This window comes from Streptomyces sp. NPDC055013 (assembly GCF_053608645.1).
Genome location: NZ_JBSGVW010000001.1, coordinates 494,940 through 512,607 on the forward strand (window position 1 = coordinate 494,940; position 17,668 = coordinate 512,607).

Genomic DNA, 17,668 nt, shown 5'->3' on the forward strand with positions numbered 1-17,668 from the left:
GCAAGGGCGCCGTCGCAGTTCTGCCAGCCGGCCACCCATGGAGCCTGCTGGACTGACCGCCGGACGCGCTGCCTTTCACGGACGGAATGTCATGTCGCCAACCACCACTGCCCTTTCGGTCGACGCACCGGTCCCGTCCCCCCGTTCCTCGCTGAGGGGATGGACGGCCGTGGTCTCCGTGATGCTGGGAATCTTCGCCATGGTTCATGTTGGTCCTGGACCTCATGCTGCGGGGGCGGATCGCCGACGCCGACCGGGCGCTCTCTGGTGGCGTGGGGGAGTAGGGGGTGGTGAGGTGAGGCCTGTCAGGAGGTGACCGCGCAAGGCCGCGGAAGGGGACGTACATGTCCGCACCGGCTCGTTCCGATCCGCTGCCGAAAATGCTGATCGCCCTGACCGCGGTCACCGGGATCGTCGACGCGGTGGCCTTCCTGGGCCTGGGGCAGGTCTTCACCGCCTTCATGACGGGCAACATCCTCTTCCTCGGCTTCGCGGTCGCCGGTGGCGTCGGACTGACACCTCTGGGTTCGCTCACGGCACTCGCCGGTTTCGCGGTCGGCGCGGTGGCCGGCAGCCGTCTCGGCGCGGCCACGGCTGCCCGGCTCCGCCGGTGGCTGCTGACCTCCGCCGCGATCGCGTCCACGCTGCTGGTGGCCGCTGCGCTGGCGGCGATCGGACTGGACAGTGTGCGAGGCGACCTGGCGCCGCGGCACTATGCCGTGATCGCCCTGACCGCGCTGGCCATGGGTGTACGCAGCGCGACGATGTGGCGGCTCGGGGCGGCCCTGAACACCACGTTGGTGACCGGCACGCTCGTCACCCTGGTCAGACACTCGGAGCTGGGCGGCGGCACACCGGACACCTCCCAGCCCTACCGCGCAGCTGCTCTAGTGGCGGTCTTCGCCGGCGCGGCCGTCGGCACGCTGCTACTGCGTGCGGGGCTCACCGTGGCGCTGCTCGTCGCCGCCGCGGGGATCCTGGCCGGCATCGGGGGCTACGTGGCTCATCCCGCGTCCGGACGGGCGCGCAACGCCTGACCCGCCGTACGTCTGTCCCGGCCGTGGAAGCGAGACCTGCCCCGCCTTCATAGGCGGGGCAGGTCTCCTTGCATGTGCGTGCGGTGTCAGCGGCTCAGCACTCGCCTCGCCAGACGACACGCGTGATGGTGAGCCCCGGCTCGGCGTTGGCCTTGTACTTGCCCGGGCCGGGGTTGTAGTGGAAGCAGTCGGTGGACGGCTGACCGCCGAGGAACGACGTCACATCGACATGGTCGGCGCCCGGGTAGACGACTCCGTTGTTGAAGATGGACCCGACGGCCAGGTTGCCGGACCAGTTGCCCGCGACCTTGAGGACGAGCCGTCCCGTCTGGTTGGCGCCGCTGTAGGCGCAGAAGTAACCCTTCCCGCAGCCGGGCGGGTTGGCTTCCGCCGACGCCGCGGGGGCGAGGGCGAGGACGCCGGCGAAGGCGGCCGCGACGGCCCCGGCGCCCAGGGCTGCGAGTCGCTTTCCGGTCAGCATGATGAGCATCCCTCCGTTGTCAGCACTCGCCGCGCCATACGACCTTGACGACACGGGTGCCCGGAACGGCATTCGCCTTGTAGGCGCCGGGGCCCGGGTTGTAGTGCAGGCAGGCCGTTTCCGTGCCGCCCTCGACGCTGTAGGTCACGTCGACGTGGTCGGCGCCCGGGAAGGCCTTTCCGTTGTTGAACGCAGAGCGGAAGGCGACGTTGCCGCTCCAGTTCCCCTTGGTTTTCACGACGAGTTGACCGGTCTGGTTCTCTCCGCTGTAGGCGCAGAAGTACTCTTTCGGACAGCCGGGCGGATTGGGTTCGGCCGAAGCGGTCGGCGCGGTGACCAGCACGGTGGCGAAGGCGGCAGTGGCCACTGCCCCGATCGCGGCACGTTTGCGCATATCGTTTCTTCCCCCTGGATCGGCATGACGAAGATCTTGGTCGCGTACGTCTCTCAGGCTGCCCGTCATTGACCGTTCCTGCCAGGTGATTCGGCGCGCGCCGAAAGTCGCTGCTGACGCGTATGGACGACGGTGCGCGCCGGGCGAGTTGGCGTGAAAAGAGATTTCGCGATTCACCGAAATACCGCGACCATCGGGAGGACCATCCCATGCTGAAACTTCAGTTGATCACGTGACCGACTGAGATGGAATTCCGTGCTCCGAGTGCACTTCACGCGCCAAGATCTGCTCAGGACACGCGTCGCCGCCGCACCCGACCCGCTGTGGGAGCTCGTACTCAGCGTGAACCTGTTGGCGACGCGTCAGGGACGTGCCGTATTCGACGCCTGGCGTGCGCAGGCGCGAGCCGGGCTCAACCGGGTGCCCCGGCAACAGCTGCACCTCGTCCGGGCGTTGGCACCGCCGCGCGGGAGTTTTCCCGATTTCCTCAATCCGGCAGAGGCTTCCGAGGGGCTCTCGGAGGGCGTGCAGGCGATTCTGTCCACGCCTCGCCGACGGCTGAGCAGGGAGATGAACGTGCTCACCGCGGCACCGAGATGGTTGCGCCCGCTCGCCGACGGCGAGCCCTGCGCGATGGAGAACCTCGGGCATGCACTGCACGGGTACTTCCATGCCGCACTGGCCCCCCACTGGTCCGCCGTACGGGCGCAGATCGAGGCCGACCGTGCGGTGCGGGCGCGGGAAATACTGCGGGGCGGCGTCGACGCGCTGCTGTCGACGCTGGGCCCGTCGATGCGCTGGAGGCCACCTGTGCTGGAGACGGCGTACCCACTGCAACGCGAGCTGCGCCTCGAGGGCCGGGGGCTGCTGCTGGTGCCCTCCGTCTTCTGCTGGCAGACACCGATCACCCTGACGGACCCGAAACTGCCGCCCGTGCTCGTCTATCCCGTCGCCCGCACGCACCGCTGGTGGCTGCCTCCCCAGGCAGGCACCGGATCCCGGGCGCTGTCGAGGCTGCTCGGCCACGGGCGGGCCACCGTGCTCCGGGCCCTGGAGGACGGGTGCACCACGAGCGAGGTGGCCCGGCGCGCGGGGGTGACCCCGGCGACGGTCAGCGAGCACGTGCGGATCCTGCGGGAGGCAGGGCTGGTCGCCTCGATCCGCGACCGGAACACCGTGCTGCACGTCCTCACACCCCTGGGCCACAGCCTCCTGACCGTGAACCGGTCCCGCGAGGCGCAGACGGTCGGCAGCTAGGGCCGATCGCAGGCGCCCCACGTGGTGCGCCCGTACAACCTACGGCCCGCTCGCTGGTCTGATTCCTCGGGGTGTTCATGGGATTGGAGCAGCAAATCGCCTTCTTTCTGCGGGCGTTGCGGACCGGCGACACGTGGCGGCGAGCAGCCGCGGCGAAAGGACTCGGGAAGGTCGGACGGGACGAACACGCGTGGGTGCTCGTCGAATCGGCTGACGACCCCGCGCCCGAGGTGCGTGAGGCCGTGGCCATGGGGCTCGGCCGGAGCGGGGTCGCCGAGGCGGGCCGCATGGTGCTGCCCGCCCTGATGGGCGACGAGGATCCCTGGGTACGGCGCCGGGCCTCGCTCGCCGCGATCCGGCTCGGACTCGACGGTCCGGCGGTCGTGGACGCCTACTCCCGCCTGCTCCGCGACCCTGACCATCACCTGCGGATCAACACCCTGGACGGCTTGGCGGCCCTGGGCGTGCCGGGCGATGTTCCGGGTCTCGTGGCGCTACTGGGCGACCCGGACGGAGCCGTGTGGGGACGTGCCCGTGCACTCGTGTGGCGCTTCCAGGACGACCCGGCCGTCGGCGCGGAGCTGATCCGCACGGCCGAACAGGGCGCACCGGACGCTCGCGTGCAGGCTCTCCAGCTGCTGCCCGGGCACTCGACCGTGCGCCTGCTCGATTCGCTGGTCACCGGACTGCGCGACGGGGCCGCCCAGGTGCGGATCGCGGTGACACGTCGGCTGCTCGACGTCGAGGACGCGCACACCCAGGACGCCTTGGTGGGGGCACTGCAGGACGAACGGGACGCGAACGTCGCGGGCTACTTGCTGGACGCTCTCGGCCGGCGGGGCGAGGAACGGGTCACCGTGCCGGCGACGCGGTGGCTCGCCCACTCCGCCGTCGGCCCCTCGGCCGCGTATGCGCTGGGAGCCGCGGGGACGCGGACCGCCGCCGTGGTGCTGCGCACGGCTCTCATCGACGCCACGCTGCCCGGCCGTACGCGTGCCGCCGCTGCGAAAGCCGTTGGGGAGGCGGGGCGATGGGACGCCGTCTGGCTATTGCTGCCGCATCTCGACGACCCCGACGGCGAGGTGCGAGCGGGTGCGGTGGCCGGCCTGGACGCGCTGGTGCAGGAGGGGCTTCGCCTGTGGGAACGCCATGCTGTGGCCGAGGCGTTGGTGGCCCACCTCGTCGCCGATCCGAACACGATCTGGAAGACGCACAACGCCCTCATCGGCCTCGTCGAGGCGCTGCCCGCGCTGCGGCGGACAGTGGACCGCACCCCTTCGGCCGAGGTGCGGGCCGCCGCGCTCTCGCTGCTGGACACGTACAACGCCACCGACGAGAACACCGGTCAGGACCTGGCGCGCTTCGTCCATGCCCTGGACGACCCGGACGAGACGGTCCGCTTCCACGCCGCGGAGGGCCTGGCGCACTGGCTGGCGGACACCGGAACCCGGCCGCAGAACGAGGAGCGGCTGCGCGCCCGGCTCACCGCCCTCGCCTCGGACGCCGCGGAGGCGGAGACTCGAGCCGCGGCCGACGAGGCACTTCGGGCACTGGACGGGCGCGGCCCCGCCGCCTCGTGACAGCGGCTCAGGCCGGGACCGCGCCTGTCGTGGTGGATCAGCTCCTGGTCACGATCCGTTGGAGACCTTGCTCCGGTCTTCCGGCACGGCGTCGCCGGCGAGTGCGTCGCCGCGGCCGTAGTGGTGGGTGGTGAACATGTAGAGCAGGCCGGTGCCCACGACCACCGCGCCGCACAGCAGCACGATCCAGTTCTCCCACCAGCTCTTCTCCGGCGTGCGGGCCCAGGAGATGTTGATGATGGCCAGGATGCCGTAGACCAGCGCCGCGACGTTCACCGCCATGCCCCAGCGGCCCAGCGTGAACTCCCCCGCGGGACGCCAGCCCTTGATCCGGGCGCGCAGCGCGGCCAGGACCACCATCTGGAACGAGCCGTAGATACCGAGGATCGCGAACGAGACGATGTTGGTGAGGGCGTCCTCGGAGAGCAGGGAGGCGAAGGCGATGAGCAGCGGCACCGCCGCGGACACGAACAGCGCCCAGCTCGGCACCGCACGGGCGTGGACGAACCGCCGCAGCAGCCGGTGCCCGACGATCATCTCGTCACGGGCGTAGGAGTAGATGAGCCGCCCGGCCGCGGCCTGGAGGCTGATCGTGCAGGACAGGAAGGAGATCAGCACCACGGCCATCACCAGCCTGGCCCCGGTCTCGCCCATGGCGTCGTACAGCACGGTCACCACCGGGTCGGCCTGCTCGCCCGAGATGATCGCGTTGAAGTCCGTGACCGACAGCAGCAGCGACATACAGGTGAACGTGGCCGCCGCGCCGCCGATGTAGATGGTGCGGCGCATCGCGCGGGGGATGACCCGGCCCGGGTGAGCGACCTCCTCGGCGGTGTCGCCGCACGCCTCGAAGCCGTAGTACTGGTAGAGGCCGATGATGGCGGCTGCCAGGAACGCCGGCAGGTAGGAGCCGTCGCCCTCGACGCCGTAGGTGTCGAAGATGACGCCGACGTTGTGGTGACGGTGCGTGGCCAGCAGGTAGATGCCGACGACGAGGGCGCCGATGAGCTCGCCGCCGAAACCGATGAGCGCCGCCGCCGACAGCGCCTTGGTGCCCATGTAGTTGATGAGGATGGCGACGACGATGAGCACGGCGGTGCACAGCACGGTGGTGTGCACGGTGGCGTCGAAGCCGAAGAGGATGGCGATGTAGGGGCCGGCGCCGTACGCGACGGAGGTGATGGTCACCAGCAGCGCCCACATGTACACCCAGCCGGTCATCCACGCCCAGCGCTTGCCCCACAGCCGCCGGGCCCAGGGGTAGACGCCGCCCGCGATGGGGTACTGGGCGACGATCTCGCCGAAGATCAGCGCGACCAGGAACTGGCCGCAGCCGGCGATCACGAACGCCCAGATCATCGGCGGTCCGCCGTCGACGATCGCGATGCCGAAGAGGGTGTACGTGCTCACCACCGGGGAGAGGTAGGTGAAGCCGAGGGCGAAGTTGGCCCAGGGGCCCATGTCCTTGCGGAACTCCGAGCCCGGTTCCCCTCCGGGGACGCCGGAGGCCGGTGCGGGAGGCTGCGTGCCGGTCACCGCTGCACCTCTCTTTCGATGTGGCCGGGGAGGCCGGTGATGACGGCCTTCGGGGCGTCGGGGGCGCCCGAACGGCGCGTACCCACCGGGTGGTACGCAAGGTGCGCGGTGGTGGGGGCCATGGGTGCCTTTCTTCGGTGGCCGTCGTGCCGCGGGCGGGCGGCCTTGCGTCGGTGGTCCTCGTGCCGCGTGGCGAGCGGCGTGCTGCCTTGCCTCAGCCCTTGAACCAACCGGAGCGGGCGGGGGCGAGGTTCTGGTAGATGTGCTTGGCCTCCTGGTACTCGCGCAGGCCGGTGGGACCCAGCTCGCGCCCCACACCGGAGCGGCCGAACCCGCCCCACTCGGCCTGCGGCACATAGGGATGGAAGTCGTTGATCCATACGGTGCCGTGGCGCAGCCGCTGGGCGACGCGCTGGGCGCGGCTCGCGTCGGAGGTCCACACGCCGCCCGCCAGGCCGTAGCGGGTGTCGTTGGCCAGTTCCACCGCCTCGTCCTCGGTGCGGAAGCGTTCGACGGTGACGACCGGGCCGAAGACCTCCTCCTGGACGATGCGCATGGAGCGGTCGCAGTCGGCGAAGATGGTCGGCAGCAGGAAGAAGCCGGCGCTCAGGGCGGGGTCGTCGGGGCGGGTGCCGCCGGTGACGAGCCGGGCGCCCTCCGCCTTGCCGATGGCGATGTAGCTCTCGACCTTCTCGCGGTGCTCGGCGGAGCTGAGCGGGCCGCTCTCGGTGCCCTCCTCCAAGCCGCTGCCGAGCCGGATCTGCCGCGCACGGTCGGCGTAGGCCTCGACGAACCGGTCGTGCAGGGAGTCCTGGACGAGCAGGCGCGAACCCGCCGAGCAGACCTGCCCGGAGTGCAGGAAGGCGGCGTCGAGCGCGTAGTCGACGGCGGCGTCGAAGTCGGCGTCCGCGAAGACGATGTTGGGGTTCTTGCCGCCCAGCTCCAGGGCGATGTTCCGGGGCCCCTCGGAGGCGCTGGCCATGATGGCGCGTCCGGTGTTCAGACCGCCCGTGAAGGACACCAGGTCCACCTCGGGGTGGCTGGTCAGGGCCGCGCCGACGGTCGCGCCTGAGCCCAGCACGAGGTTGACGACGCCTGGCGGTGCGCCGGCCTCCGCGATGAGCCGGATCATCGCGATCGTGGTGAGGGGCGTGATCTCGCTGGGCTTGAGGACGAACGTGTTGCCTGCGGCCAGCGCGGGTGCCACTTTCCAGGAGGCCTGGAGCAGCGGGTAGTTCCAGGGGGCGATGAGCGCGCACACGCCGACCGGCTGGTAGACGACACGGCTGAGGACGTCCGGGCCGACGTCCACGATCCGGCCGCCGTCCTTGCCCGCGAGCTCGGCGAAGTAGCGGAAGGCGTTCGCCACGTCCGCCACGTCGATTCGGGCCTCGGTGAGCGTCTTGCCCGTGTCGAGTGTCTCGGTGTGGGCGATCTCCTCCTGATCGCGCATCAGCAGGTCACGCACGCGCAGCAGGAGGTCGGCCCGGTCGCGGGAGGGAGCGTTCGCCCAGTCACCCTTGTCGAAGGCGCGCCGGGCGGCGCGCACCGCGCGGTCCACGTCCGTGGCGTCGGCCTCGTCGACCGTGGTGACGACAGAGGCGTCGAAGGGATTGAGCACCTCCCGCCGCCCACCGGCCGTCGCCTGTGTCCACTCGCCGTCGATGTACAGCTCACCCACCGCGGGGCCTCCTTCGGATCCGGCCGGTGCCGATCACGGCTCGACGGTCAGCAACATGGCCCATCGGGACGGCGTCGGCCACGTGGCGCACCGCCGTGCTTGCGTCCGGGTGACCCAGAGGACCCGGGTGGGCTAGGGATCTTCCCCCTGGAGCCCTTCGCCGCCGTATGCCGGGAGGGCACCGCTCACGGCATCCGTTCCTCCGCCCGGGCCCCCTCCTCCGGCGCCACCATCGCCTGGGTGAGCGGAATCCGCGCCAGCGCGAGGACGCCGGCGGCGATCAGCGCGACGCCGAACAGCTGGGGCAGCAGCCACCACCCGGAACGGATGGTCTCCTCGTACAGGGTGATGCCGAGGGCGAGGCTCACCAGCGCGTCGCCGAGGGTGAGCGCGGGCTGCGAGGCGACCAGCGGCCCGGCCTGCATCGCGTTCTCCAGCAGGAACAGCGCGCACACACCGGTCGCGGCGAAGGCGTACGTCTGCCAGGCGGAGAGGAAGCCTCCGAGCCCCTGCTCCTCGAGGATGTGCGTGGCGGCCTTCATCAGCGCCGCGGTCACCGCGTAGCTGATCGCCGTCGCGGCCCCCAGACACGCCGCCCGGGCGCGGCCTTCCGGGCGCCGCAGGGCGGCGACAGCGAGGCCGGCGACCAAGCCCATGCAGACGGCGAGCGCGGGAATCCAGCGGTCCAGGTCCACGTGCGTGCGATTGCCGCTGGGGGAGGCGGCGGCGAGCGCGACCGCCAGCCCGGCCACCACCACCGCCACGGCCAGCCAGCCCCTGCCCGGCAGACGCCGGTGCATCAGCAGTGACGCGACGATGAGGGTGAGCGGCAGCTCCAGGATGAACAGCGGCTGCACGATCGTCAGCGGGCCGGTCGCCAGTGCGAGCGCCTGGCAGACGGCGGCGGCGATCACCGCGAGGATGCCGGCCAGCCAGACGGGGCGCCGCAGCAGGTCGAGGATGAGCCCGGCCCGGAACCCCTTGGAACTCGGCACGGTGAGCGCCGCCTTGCGCTGCAGCACCGTCGCGACGGCATTGCTCAATGCCGCGCAGATCGCGAAGAGCACCGAGAGCGGAGTGTGCAGCTTGGGTCACCTCCCGGATCGGCGGGCGCCTGACGCCGACTGGCTTCCTTCGGCCATGGTCGCCCGGACGGGCGCTCGGGCGCGATCGGAGGCCGGGGCTGCCGGCGCACCTTCTTCACCGACGCGCCCTCGTCTCGCCCTTCCACAACTCGATTGCGTTCATTCAATATGAGCGATTGCGTGTAGTGTGCGTGTGCAAGCAATATCGCTGGGTACACAGCCACCGAATCCGTATGGGAAAGGGGCTGCCAGGCATGCAGATCGATCTGAAGGGCCGCACGGCACTGGTCACCGGTTCCACCCAGGGCATCGGCGCGGCGATCGCCGCCGGACTGGCCCGCGCGGGGGCCCGCGTGGGCGTCAACGGCCGTAGCCCGGAGCGCGTCGAGCAGGGCGTCGCCGAGTTGGCCAAGCAGGTGCCCGGCGCCGAATGGGTGCCGGTGCCGGCGGATGTGAGCACGCAACAGGGCGCGGACCAGGTGGCCGAGACGCTGCCCGAGGTGGACATCCTCGTCAACAACCTCGGCATCTTCGGCTCCGCCGACCCCCTGGAGATCAGCGACGAGGAGTGGCGGCGCTACTTCGAGGTGAACGTGCTGTCCGCCGTACGGCTGACCCGGCTGTTCCTGCCGGGCATGACCGAACGCGGCTGGGGACGCGTGCAGTACATCGCCAGCGACTCGGCGATCGTCACCCCGGCAGAGATGATCCACTACGGCATGTCCAAGACCTCGCTGCTCGCGGTCAGCCGGGGATTCGCCAAGCACGCCGCGGGCACGGGCGTCACGGTGAACTCCGTCATCGCCGGGCCCACCCACACAGGCGGCGTGGAGGACTTCGTCTACGAACTGGTCGACCGGGACCTGCCCTGGGACGAGGCCCAGCGGGCGTTCATGCGCAAGCACCGGCCGCAGAGCCTGCTGCAACGGCTGATCGAACCGGAGGAGATCGCCAACATGGTGGTCTACCTCGGCTCGGACCAGGCCTCGGCGACCACCGGCGGCGCGGTGCGCGTGGACGGCGGATACGTCGACTCCATCCTGCCGTGACGGAAGGCGCGGGGCCGGAGGCATGGCTTACCACATGAGCAACGGTCCGCACGGCTATGGCCTCGTCACGAAGGCGCTCCACTGGCTGGTGTTCGTCGCCATCGTGGTGCAGTTCGCCGTGGGCTACCTGCTCGACGTGGACGACAGCGGCCGCGGGCGGGGACGTGGCCGCAGGCGTGGAGACGGCTCGGGGCGCGGGCGAGGCCGGGGCCGAGGCGGGGAGGACGGCTACGACCCCTTCGGCGACGACGCATTGCTGACGGTGCACGTCGTGCTGGGTGCCACTGTGCTGCTGCTCGGTGCCGTCCGCCTCGCCTGGCGGCTGGCCACCCCGCTGCCCCCTTGGGCGCCGACCCTCACCGCCCGGGAGCGGCGCCTCGCGCACGGCACCGAGACCGCCCTGTACGTGGCCACGTTCGCCGTACCTGTCACCGGTCTCGCCCTGCTCCTGTCCGGCGATGACGACCTGCTCGGCGTCCATGTCGCGGCCCAGCTCGTCCTCTACGTGGCGCTCGCGGTGCACGTCGGACTGGTGCTCAAGCATCAGCTGATCAACCGTGACCGTCTGCTCGGCCGCATGTTCTGACGCCCGGTCGCACCGTCCGGCCCGGAGTCAGGCGCGGCCGGTGAACAGGCCGTGGAAGCCGTACGGCACGATGTGCGGGGCCTGCGCCCGGGCCAGCACGTCCAGTGTCCGGGCGGACAGGACCAGTAGCGACGAGGCGCCGTTCGCGGAGTCGAGGACCAGGGACAGCAGCACACCGTCGTCCTCGTCGGCCGCGTCCGGGGCAGGGACGAAGACCGGCTCGCCGGGGTAGCAGCCCTCCTCGTGCCAGGTCCGGGTCCCACCCGTCCGTGTGTCGACCTTGACGAGCTGGTTGATGAAGTCGTCCCCGCGGCCGTCGAGGGAGCTCACGCCGTACGCGTACCGGTAGGCGCGTCCGTTGTGCCGCTCGTAGGCGATGCGCGGCAGTTCCATGGACTCCTCCGCCAGTCGCCCGGTCTCGACGCGGCCGGTGCGCAGGCCGATCCGGAAGCGGGTGGGGTACGAGACCGGAACGCCCCGGCCGGCCCGCAGCCGGTCCAGATACAGCGCGTCGATCACCGAGGCGTCGGAGTAGGCGCACAGATCGAGCACCAGGTCACCGTCGTGGTCCTCGTCCTCCCAGGCGTTGATGTGGTGGAAGGCGAAGCACGCTGTCGTCTCGTACACCCCGCGCACGCTGCCCTCACGCTGGTCGAAGACGATGAAGCGGGTGCCTTGCTCGGGATCCCAACGGTAGTTCTCGATGAACGGCCTGCCGCTGAGGACCAGAGCGAGCGGGTTCACGGTGAGCGGGAACTCGGCCAGGACGACGTACCGGCCGGTGATCGCGAAGCTGTGCATGTACCCGGGCCTGGTCACCGGGTGACGGCCGATCAGCTCGCGCTTCGTGCCCGGCGTCGGCTGGCGGTAGACGCGGTACTCGCTGCGCCGCGCGAAGTGCGTCAGCTGGTTCACCAGATCGCCGGTGCCGGGGTCCTGGTGCGGGTGGGCGGTGGTGACCTGGCCCTTCAACGCGTCCTCGTAGCCGACGACACCGGCGGTCGCGAGCGTCTCGGGGTCGAACTCCACCGGCAGCGGGGTCTCGGTCAGCGCCACGAAGCGCTCACCGAAACGGGCCACGCTGACGTTGGTGTTCGTCACCTCCGGACGGGAGAACATGCTGAAGAAGCGGGCGAACAGCGAGCGGCAGGGGTCGGTGGCGAACTCCGGATAGGCGATCCGGCCCGACTCACGCGCGGCCCTGCTGCTGGGTGTGTCGACGAACCTGTTCGTGTAGGTGACCTGGCCGTCGGTGAAGGCGAAGCGGTGCAGCATCGCCTGGCCGTCGAACCAGTGCCGGAACGCCCTGCCGTCAGCTCCCTTCCCGGCCTCGAAGCGTGCCGGGCCGTTGCGCAGCAGACTGCCGCGCAGCCAGGTCGGCAGGGTGCCTTCCACGGGCAGTTTCCGGTCGCTGACCTCGGTGTCGAGGGTGCGGAACCCGGCCGCGTAACCCTTCTTGGTGTTCATGCGGATCACCCCACAGTCCACAGTGGACTATTGTGTACGTCATCAAGGCCAGCACAGTCCACAGTGGAATGTCAAGGGAAGGTTCATGCCCGGTACCGAACTCAACGCGAGCGCGGCCTCGCTGCTGGGATTCCTGCACGCGGGCGAGGCCAGCGGCTATGAGCTGGTGAAGCTCGCCGAGAAGCTGATCGGCGACTTCTGGACCCTGACCCGCAGCCAGGTGTACCGGGAGCTGGCCACGCTGGCGGATCGTGGCCTGGTGCGTGCCGGGCCGGCCGGGCCTCGGGCACGGCAGCCCTACCGGCTCACCGACGAGGGCCGCGAGGCGTTCGCCGAGTGGGTCACCCGCCCGCCGGGCACCGAGCAGATCCGCTACCCGCTGCTGCTCACCATCGCGTTCGGTTCAGCTGTGGAGCGGGAGCGGCTGCTGGACTTCGTCGCCGAGCACCGTGCCCTGCACGAGGCCCGGCTGGCCGGCTACCGGGAACGCGCCGGGGCCGACGGACTCGACGCGTATCAGCGAGCGACGCTCGCCTTCGGGCTGCGCTACGAGGAAGCCGTCCTGGCGTGGATGGACGAGCTGCCCGGGATCCTCGGCGAGGCCTGAGCCGCCGCGCGTCACGCGCGTCCCGCGCTGCCGGTCGCCCGTCGTGGCAGGTCAGATGCCCGGCTCCGCGGGGGGCTCCGGCAGCGGCTGCTCGGCCCAGATGGTCTTGCTGTTGCGGCCGTAGCGCGTCCCCCACCGTTCGGCCAGCTGGGCCACCAGGAACAGGCCGCGTCCGCCCTCGTCGGTACTGCTGGCCTGGCGCAGATGGGGTGAGGTGCTGCTGCTGTCGGAGACCTCGCAGATCAGCTGGCCGTCACGGATCAGCCGGAGCAGGACCGGGCCGTCGGCATAACGGTAGGCGTTGGTGACCAGCTCGCTCACGATGAGTTCGGTGGTGAAGGCGCACTCCTCCAGCCCCCACTCGGTCAGCCGGTCCGTCACCAGTGACCGGGCCCGGGCGGCCGCGGTGGCCTCGGCCGACAGCTCCCAGGTGGCCACCTGCTCCACCGCCAGCACCCGGGTCCGGCCCAGCAGCAGCGTGACGTCGTCGGCGGACCGGTCGGGCAGCATCGCGTCCTCCACCGCCTTGCACGTGTGCTCCAGCGACTCGGCAGGACCGGACAGCGCGGTACGCAGCAGGGCCAGGCCCTGGTCGATGTCACGGTCGTCGGCCAGGAGGAGACCGTCGCTGTACAGAGCGATCAGGCTGCCCCTCTCCAGTTCGAGCTCCGCCGTCTCGAACGGCAGCCCGCCGAGGCCGAGCGGCGGCCCGGCGGGCAGGTCGACCGGGCGGACCTGCCCGTCCGGACCCAGTACGGTCGGCGGCGGATGACCCGCGCGGGCCATGGCGCAGTGCCGGGACACGGGGTCGTAGATCGCGTACAGACACGTCGCGCCCAGGATCTGGGGCATGTTCGCATCGATCTGCTGCTGTTCGGTGGCCAGCTGGTCCACCAGGTCGTCCAGCCGGGCGAGGACCTCGTCCGGAGCCAGGTCGAGGTGCGCCAGCGTGCGCACGGCGGCGCGCAGCCGGCCCATGGTGGCCGAGGCGTGCATGCCGTGGCCGACCACGTCGCCGACGACCAGCCCGACGCGCAGTCCCGACAGCGGGATGACGTCGAACCAGTCGCCGCCGACGCCGGCGGAGGCCTGCGCGGGCAGATAGCGGTGGGCGGTCTCGACCGCCGGGTGCTCGGGCACCTCACTCGGCAACAGACTGCGCTGGAGGGCTTCCGCGGCCTGGTGCTGCTGGGTGTAGCGGCGGGCGTTGTCGATGCAGACCGCGGCTCTGGCGGCGAACTCCTCCGCCAGGGTCAGGTCGTCCTGCTCGAAGGGCTCCGGCCGCTGGGAGCGCCACAGGCAGACCAGGCCGAGGATGACACCGCGCGCGGTCAGCGGCACCACGATCAGGGAGTGGACGCCCATCGCGAGCGCCTTTTCGGTCCGGTCCGGTTCGGCGGCGAACCATCCGGAGTCGGGATCCAGAGTGGCCTCCAGGATCGGCCGACGCTCCGCCAGGCAGCGTGCAGGTGCCGTCCGGTCCGGAAATTCGAACAGATGGCCCACGGGATACATCAGCTTCTGCGCCTCGGGCCGGACGCTGCGGACCGCCATCCTGCGCAGCGGGCCCCTGGCGTCGGATGCCGGTTCCTCCCCGCGGGTCACGGGCTCCAGCAGATCCACCGAGAGGGCGTCGGCGAGTTCTGGAACCGCCGCCTCGGCCAGCTCACGTGCCGTCGTGGCCACATCCAGTGTGCTGCCGATCCTGGCGCCGGCCTCGTTGAGCAGCGCGAGCCGGCGACGGGCCCGATGGCGGTCGGTGACGTCCTCAACGATCTCTGTGACGCCCAGCACCTTTCCGGACGGGTCCTGCATCCGGAAGGCGGAGATCGAGATGAACAGTTCCTTGCGGGTGTCGCTCAGCAGCCGGGCCGGCTGCTCGGCGAAGATCACGGGCTGGCCCGTCTCCAGGACCGACCGCAGTTTCTCCTCGGCGAGCTCCGCGTCCGCACCGAGGAGAAACTCGCCCGCGCGGCGCCCGCGGTACGCCTCTGGCGGCAGTCCGCCGAACCTCGCGACCGCCCGGTTTATCCGCAGCACGCGCAGGTCCGGCCCGAGAACCACGACACCCACGGGGGACCGGCTGAAGAGGCCGTCCAGCACGGCCCTGTCGATCTCCCACTGGATGACGTCCTCGGCGCGCGAGCCGACCAGAAGCCACTCGACGCTGGAGTCCAGGCGTCGCACACACCGGGCCCTGAACCCCACGTACACGCGGTGGCCTGCGCGGTGCCGAACCGGCAGCAGCCCATACCAGCCGCCCTCCTGCAGGCAGGCGTGAGTCACCTCGGCGACCAAGGACTCGTCCCCGCTGTCGACCAGCACCTCGCGGACCGACCGGCCCAGCACCTCGTCGGGGCGGTACCCGAGCAGAGCGGTGGCCTGCTCGCTCCACGCGACGACCCGTCCGCCGCGGTCCACGACGGCGGACGCGGACTGGTGGATCGAGAACGGATCCTCCGGACTCTCGCTGAGCGTCGTCGGGGATGTGTCGTCCATCGCCCACCCGTCCCGCGCCGTTCGCGGGGCCGTGCTGCGGCCCCGGGGCGCTCCTACCGTTCGGCATGCCTGGCAGCGGCTCAGTCCCAGTATCGGGTGTACGGCCACAGCGTGCTTCGGAAACTGCTCCTTACGGTCCCTGTGGACATGGTCATCGGGGCAGCGCCCGGGCCAGGAGCACCGCCACGTCGTCGTCGGCCGCCTCGGGCATGACATGGGCCAGGAGGTCGTCGCAGACCTGCGCCAGAGGGCGGCCGGGATGCCCCACGGCCTGTGCCAGCCGGCGCATGCCCTGGTCGAGGTCCGTGCCGCGCGTTTCGATCAGGCCGTCGGTGTACATCACCAGCAGACCGTGCGCAGGGAGGACCACCTGCTGGACCTCGCAGTCCTTCCGGCCCACGCCGAGGGGCGGGCCCGCCGGGCAGTCCAGGAAGGTGACCGTTCCGCGCTCGTCGGCGACCACCGGCGGCGGGTGCCCCGCCCTGGCGATCAGACAGCGGCCGGTCGCAGGATCGTGGACGGCGTACAGGCAGGTGGCCATCTCGTTGTCGCCCAGATCCGCCACCACGGCGTCCAGGGCGGGCAGCACCTGCTCGGGTGCGGGTTCCCGGCGGGCCAGGGTCCGTACCGCGGTGCGCAGCTGCCCCATCACCGCCGCCGCATGGATGCCGTGCCCCATCACGTCCCCGATCACCAGGGCGGTCCGGCCGTCCGGCAGGGCGACGGCGTCGAACCAGTCGCCGCCGACCCCGTGGTCCCCGGCCGGCAGATAGCGCGCGGTGAGTTCCAGCCCGTCGACGGGAGGCAGGACGGTGTTCATCAGGCTGCGCTGGAGGGTGAGGGCCGCGTCGCGCTCCCGGCTGTACATGCGCGCGTTGTCGATGTTCAGTGCCGCCCGGGCGACGAGTTCGTCGATCAGCAGCGTGTCCTGGTCGTCGAACGGCCCGCGCTGCCGGGTCCGGGTGACGACGACCGCGCCGAGCACGCTGCCGCGGGCCACCAGCGGGATCAGGCGCGCCGCGCCCACATGGGTGCGCAGGTAGGCGCGCAACCGGTCGACGTCCGGGTCGGTGATCATGGGGCCGATGTCGGACAGGAACAGGTTCATCGGCCGCCCCTCCGTGATGACCTGCTCGTACACGGAGCCCAGCGGGACCTGCTGGGTCATGCCGACGGCGAGCTGGTCGGTCGGCGCGGCCGGATCGGTGAAGGACGCCGCGGCGCGACGCACCACACCGTGCGCCGATGCCGCGGTCTCGTCCGGGGCCACCGCCTCCTCCAGCAACTGCACGTCGGCGGAGTCGGCCAACCGGGGCACCAGGACCCGGACCACCTCCTGCGCCGTCTGCTTCAGATCCAGCGTGGAACCCATCTGCGTGCCCGCCTCCGCCAGCAGCGCGAGCCGCCGCCGCGCCCGCTCCGCCTCGAGATGGGCGTGCTGTCCCTCCGTGATGTCGATCAGCGAGGCGATCAGTCCGATCCGCCGGCCGGCGCCGTCGAGCAGGGGCGCGTAGGAGCAGGACCACGTCCGCACCAGTCCCGGCTTCTTCCTGCTGACAGCGGAGTGGCGGGAGTCCACCACCGCCTCGCCCCGGTCGAGGACCTGCCGCATCACCGACTCCAGCGCGTCGGTGCCGGGGGCGACCTCGGTCACACGCCTGCCGACGTGCTCCGCGACCGGTACGCCGTCCATCCGGGCCAGCGCCTGGTTGACCCGGAGGAAACGCAGGTCCGAGCCGAGCATGGCCAGGCCGATCGGGGACTGGGTGAACAGCCCCTCCAGAGCCGCCAGCGCGTCGCGCATCTGCTCCACCGCGGTGGTCTCCGCCGCGATGGCCATGACACCCGTGCGCTGCGGCCCGTCCGCGATGGGACAGATCCACATGTCCATGTCGACCAGATGCCCGTCGCGGTGCCGGACCGGCAGCCTCGCGACCACCGCGGCGCCCGCCTGTACGGACCGGGTGAGCCGATCGGCCAGGTCGCGGTTCTCCTCGGGCACGAGGACGCGGTTGACCTCCTGGCCCACCACCTGCTCCTGGGTGTGACCGAGCAGGTCGTGGGCGGCGAGCGACCATTGCGCCATGCGTCCCTCGGCATCGGCCACCCACAGGGCGAGCGGCAGCAGATCCTGGAACACGCCAGGGTGTCCCACCTTGGACGCGTCCGGGTTCGGCGTCTCGCCGACCGCGTCGTGCGCATGCGCACCGTGGGGACTGGCGCTGGTCATAGGGGCACCTCGCTCACCCGGCACCGGTCCCACCGCGGCTCCAGGGTCCGCGACGGACCGCCGCCACCCTTGACCACAGGAGGCTCAAGGACAGCGTAGGCCCGTCCGGCCGCTCAGGGCGTCGATGGTGCGTGGTGACAGGTTGCGGAACCTGGGCAGGTGAGAGGGGAGATCGCGAG

At 71.1% G+C, this 17,668-nt stretch carries 15 protein-coding genes; 6 read left to right on the forward strand and 9 right to left on the reverse strand.

Annotated elements, in window-relative coordinates; genetic code table 11:
• The first annotated feature begins 344 nt into the window (after positions 1-344).
• Positions 345-1,037, forward strand: coding sequence for a YoaK family protein (locus ACWGDB_RS02125; protein ID WP_453820624.1), 693 nt, complete (start codon positions 345-347; stop codon positions 1,035-1,037).
• A 94-nt stretch (positions 1,038-1,131) separates the two neighbouring features.
• Here the strand turns inward: ACWGDB_RS02125 and ACWGDB_RS02130 are convergent, their stop codons facing one another.
• Positions 1,132-1,518, reverse strand: a complete 387-nt coding sequence (locus ACWGDB_RS02130; RefSeq protein WP_453820625.1) for a peptidase inhibitor family I36 protein — start codon at positions 1,516-1,518, stop codon at positions 1,132-1,134.
• Between the two features lie 19 nt (positions 1,519-1,537).
• The gene (locus tag ACWGDB_RS02135) at positions 1,538-1,981 is read right to left on the reverse strand and encodes a peptidase inhibitor family I36 protein (RefSeq protein WP_453820626.1); all 444 of its coding nucleotides are present in this window, start codon (positions 1,979-1,981) and stop codon (positions 1,538-1,540) included.
• Positions 1,982-2,167: 186 nt separating this feature from the next.
• On the opposite strand from ACWGDB_RS02135, the gene ACWGDB_RS02140 reads away from it, so the two are divergent.
• Both ACWGDB_RS02140 and ACWGDB_RS02145 read left to right on the forward strand, forming a co-directional pair.
• Complete coding sequence (locus ACWGDB_RS02140) at positions 2,168-3,169, forward strand: winged helix-turn-helix domain-containing protein (RefSeq protein ID WP_453820627.1); 1,002 nt, start codon at positions 2,168-2,170, stop codon at positions 3,167-3,169.
• Positions 3,170-3,252: 83 nt separating this feature from the next.
• Positions 3,253-4,749 carry a HEAT repeat domain-containing protein gene (locus ACWGDB_RS02145; RefSeq protein WP_453820628.1) on the forward strand — a complete coding sequence of 499 codons (1,497 nt, stop codon included), beginning with the start codon at positions 3,253-3,255 and terminating at the stop codon, positions 4,747-4,749.
• A gap of 48 nt (positions 4,750-4,797) precedes the next feature.
• On the opposite strand, the gene ACWGDB_RS02150 is transcribed toward ACWGDB_RS02145, so the two are convergent.
• The 4 genes from ACWGDB_RS02150 to ACWGDB_RS02165 form a co-directional block, all read right to left on the reverse strand.
• Complete coding sequence (locus tag ACWGDB_RS02150; RefSeq protein WP_453820629.1) at positions 4,798-6,285, reverse strand: APC family permease; 1,488 nt, start codon at positions 6,283-6,285, stop codon at positions 4,798-4,800.
• Entirely contained in the window at positions 6,282-6,407 is a 126-nt protein-coding gene (locus tag ACWGDB_RS02155) for a hypothetical protein (RefSeq protein WP_453820630.1), read from the reverse strand. The genes ACWGDB_RS02150 and ACWGDB_RS02155 overlap by 4 nt, the downstream gene beginning before the upstream one ends.
• A 92-nt stretch (positions 6,408-6,499) precedes the next feature.
• The gene (locus ACWGDB_RS02160) at positions 6,500-7,966 is read right to left on the reverse strand and encodes an aldehyde dehydrogenase family protein (protein ID WP_453820631.1); all 1,467 of its coding nucleotides are present in this window, start codon (positions 7,964-7,966) and stop codon (positions 6,500-6,502) included.
• Positions 7,967-8,151: 185 nt separating this feature from the next.
• The gene (locus tag ACWGDB_RS02165) at positions 8,152-9,051 is read right to left on the reverse strand and encodes a DMT family transporter (protein WP_453820752.1); all 900 of its coding nucleotides are present in this window, start codon (positions 9,049-9,051) and stop codon (positions 8,152-8,154) included.
• Between the two features lie 254 nt (positions 9,052-9,305).
• Between ACWGDB_RS02165 and ACWGDB_RS02170 the strand changes: the two genes are divergently transcribed.
• Positions 9,306-10,100, forward strand: coding sequence for an SDR family NAD(P)-dependent oxidoreductase (locus ACWGDB_RS02170; protein ID WP_453820632.1), 795 nt, complete (start codon positions 9,306-9,308; stop codon positions 10,098-10,100).
• Positions 10,101-10,134: 34 nt separating this feature from the next.
• Positions 10,135-10,686, forward strand: coding sequence for a cytochrome b (locus tag ACWGDB_RS02175; RefSeq protein WP_453820633.1), 552 nt, complete (start codon positions 10,135-10,137; stop codon positions 10,684-10,686).
• Between the two features lie 27 nt (positions 10,687-10,713).
• Here ACWGDB_RS02175 and ACWGDB_RS02180 read toward each other — a convergent pair whose 3' ends face one another.
• The gene (locus ACWGDB_RS02180) at positions 10,714-12,153 is read right to left on the reverse strand and encodes a carotenoid oxygenase family protein (protein ID WP_453820634.1); all 1,440 of its coding nucleotides are present in this window, start codon (positions 12,151-12,153) and stop codon (positions 10,714-10,716) included.
• 85 nt (positions 12,154-12,238) lie between these two features.
• Here ACWGDB_RS02180 and ACWGDB_RS02185 point away from each other — a divergent pair, with 85 nt between their 5' ends.
• Positions 12,239-12,760, forward strand: coding sequence for a PadR family transcriptional regulator (locus ACWGDB_RS02185; protein ID WP_453820635.1), 522 nt, complete (start codon positions 12,239-12,241; stop codon positions 12,758-12,760).
• Between the two features lie 51 nt (positions 12,761-12,811).
• On the opposite strand, the gene ACWGDB_RS02190 is transcribed toward ACWGDB_RS02185, so the two are convergent.
• On the reverse strand, positions 12,812-15,259 hold the full coding sequence (locus tag ACWGDB_RS02190) for a SpoIIE family protein phosphatase (RefSeq protein ID WP_453820636.1): 2,448 nt from the start codon (positions 15,257-15,259) through the stop codon (positions 12,812-12,814).
• A gap of 151 nt (positions 15,260-15,410) precedes the next feature.
• Positions 15,411-17,489 (reverse strand): SpoIIE family protein phosphatase, encoded by a 2,079-nt coding sequence (locus tag ACWGDB_RS02195; protein WP_453820637.1) that lies wholly within the window; start codon positions 17,487-17,489, stop codon positions 15,411-15,413.
• Positions 17,490-17,668: the final 179 nt, after the last annotated feature.

What these genes read in the sequence shown, in the direction of transcription:
- ACWGDB_RS02125 (WP_453820624.1), top strand. Translation starts at nt 345, where the DNA reads ATGTCCGCACCGGCTCGTTCCGATCCGCTGCCGAAAATGCTGATCGCC.
- ACWGDB_RS02130 (WP_453820625.1), bottom strand. Translation starts at nt 1,518, where the DNA reads ATGCTGACCGGAAAGCGACTCGCAGCCCTGGGCGCCGGGGCCGTCGCG.
- ACWGDB_RS02135 (WP_453820626.1), bottom strand. Translation starts at nt 1,981, where the DNA reads ATGACGGGCAGCCTGAGAGACGTACGCGACCAAGATCTTCGTCATGCC.
- ACWGDB_RS02155 (WP_453820630.1), bottom strand. Translation starts at nt 6,407, where the DNA reads ATGGCCCCCACCACCGCGCACCTTGCGTACCACCCGGTGGGTACGCGC.
- ACWGDB_RS02170 (WP_453820632.1), top strand. Translation starts at nt 9,306, where the DNA reads ATGCAGATCGATCTGAAGGGCCGCACGGCACTGGTCACCGGTTCCACC.
- ACWGDB_RS02175 (WP_453820633.1), top strand. Translation starts at nt 10,135, where the DNA reads ATGAGCAACGGTCCGCACGGCTATGGCCTCGTCACGAAGGCGCTCCAC.
- ACWGDB_RS02180 (WP_453820634.1), bottom strand. Translation starts at nt 12,153, where the DNA reads ATGAACACCAAGAAGGGTTACGCGGCCGGGTTCCGCACCCTCGACACC.
- ACWGDB_RS02185 (WP_453820635.1), top strand. Translation starts at nt 12,239, where the DNA reads ATGCCCGGTACCGAACTCAACGCGAGCGCGGCCTCGCTGCTGGGATTC.
- ACWGDB_RS02190 (WP_453820636.1), bottom strand. Translation starts at nt 15,259, where the DNA reads ATGGACGACACATCCCCGACGACGCTCAGCGAGAGTCCGGAGGATCCG.
- ACWGDB_RS02195 (WP_453820637.1), bottom strand. Translation starts at nt 17,489, where the DNA reads ATGACCAGCGCCAGTCCCCACGGTGCGCATGCGCACGACGCGGTCGGC.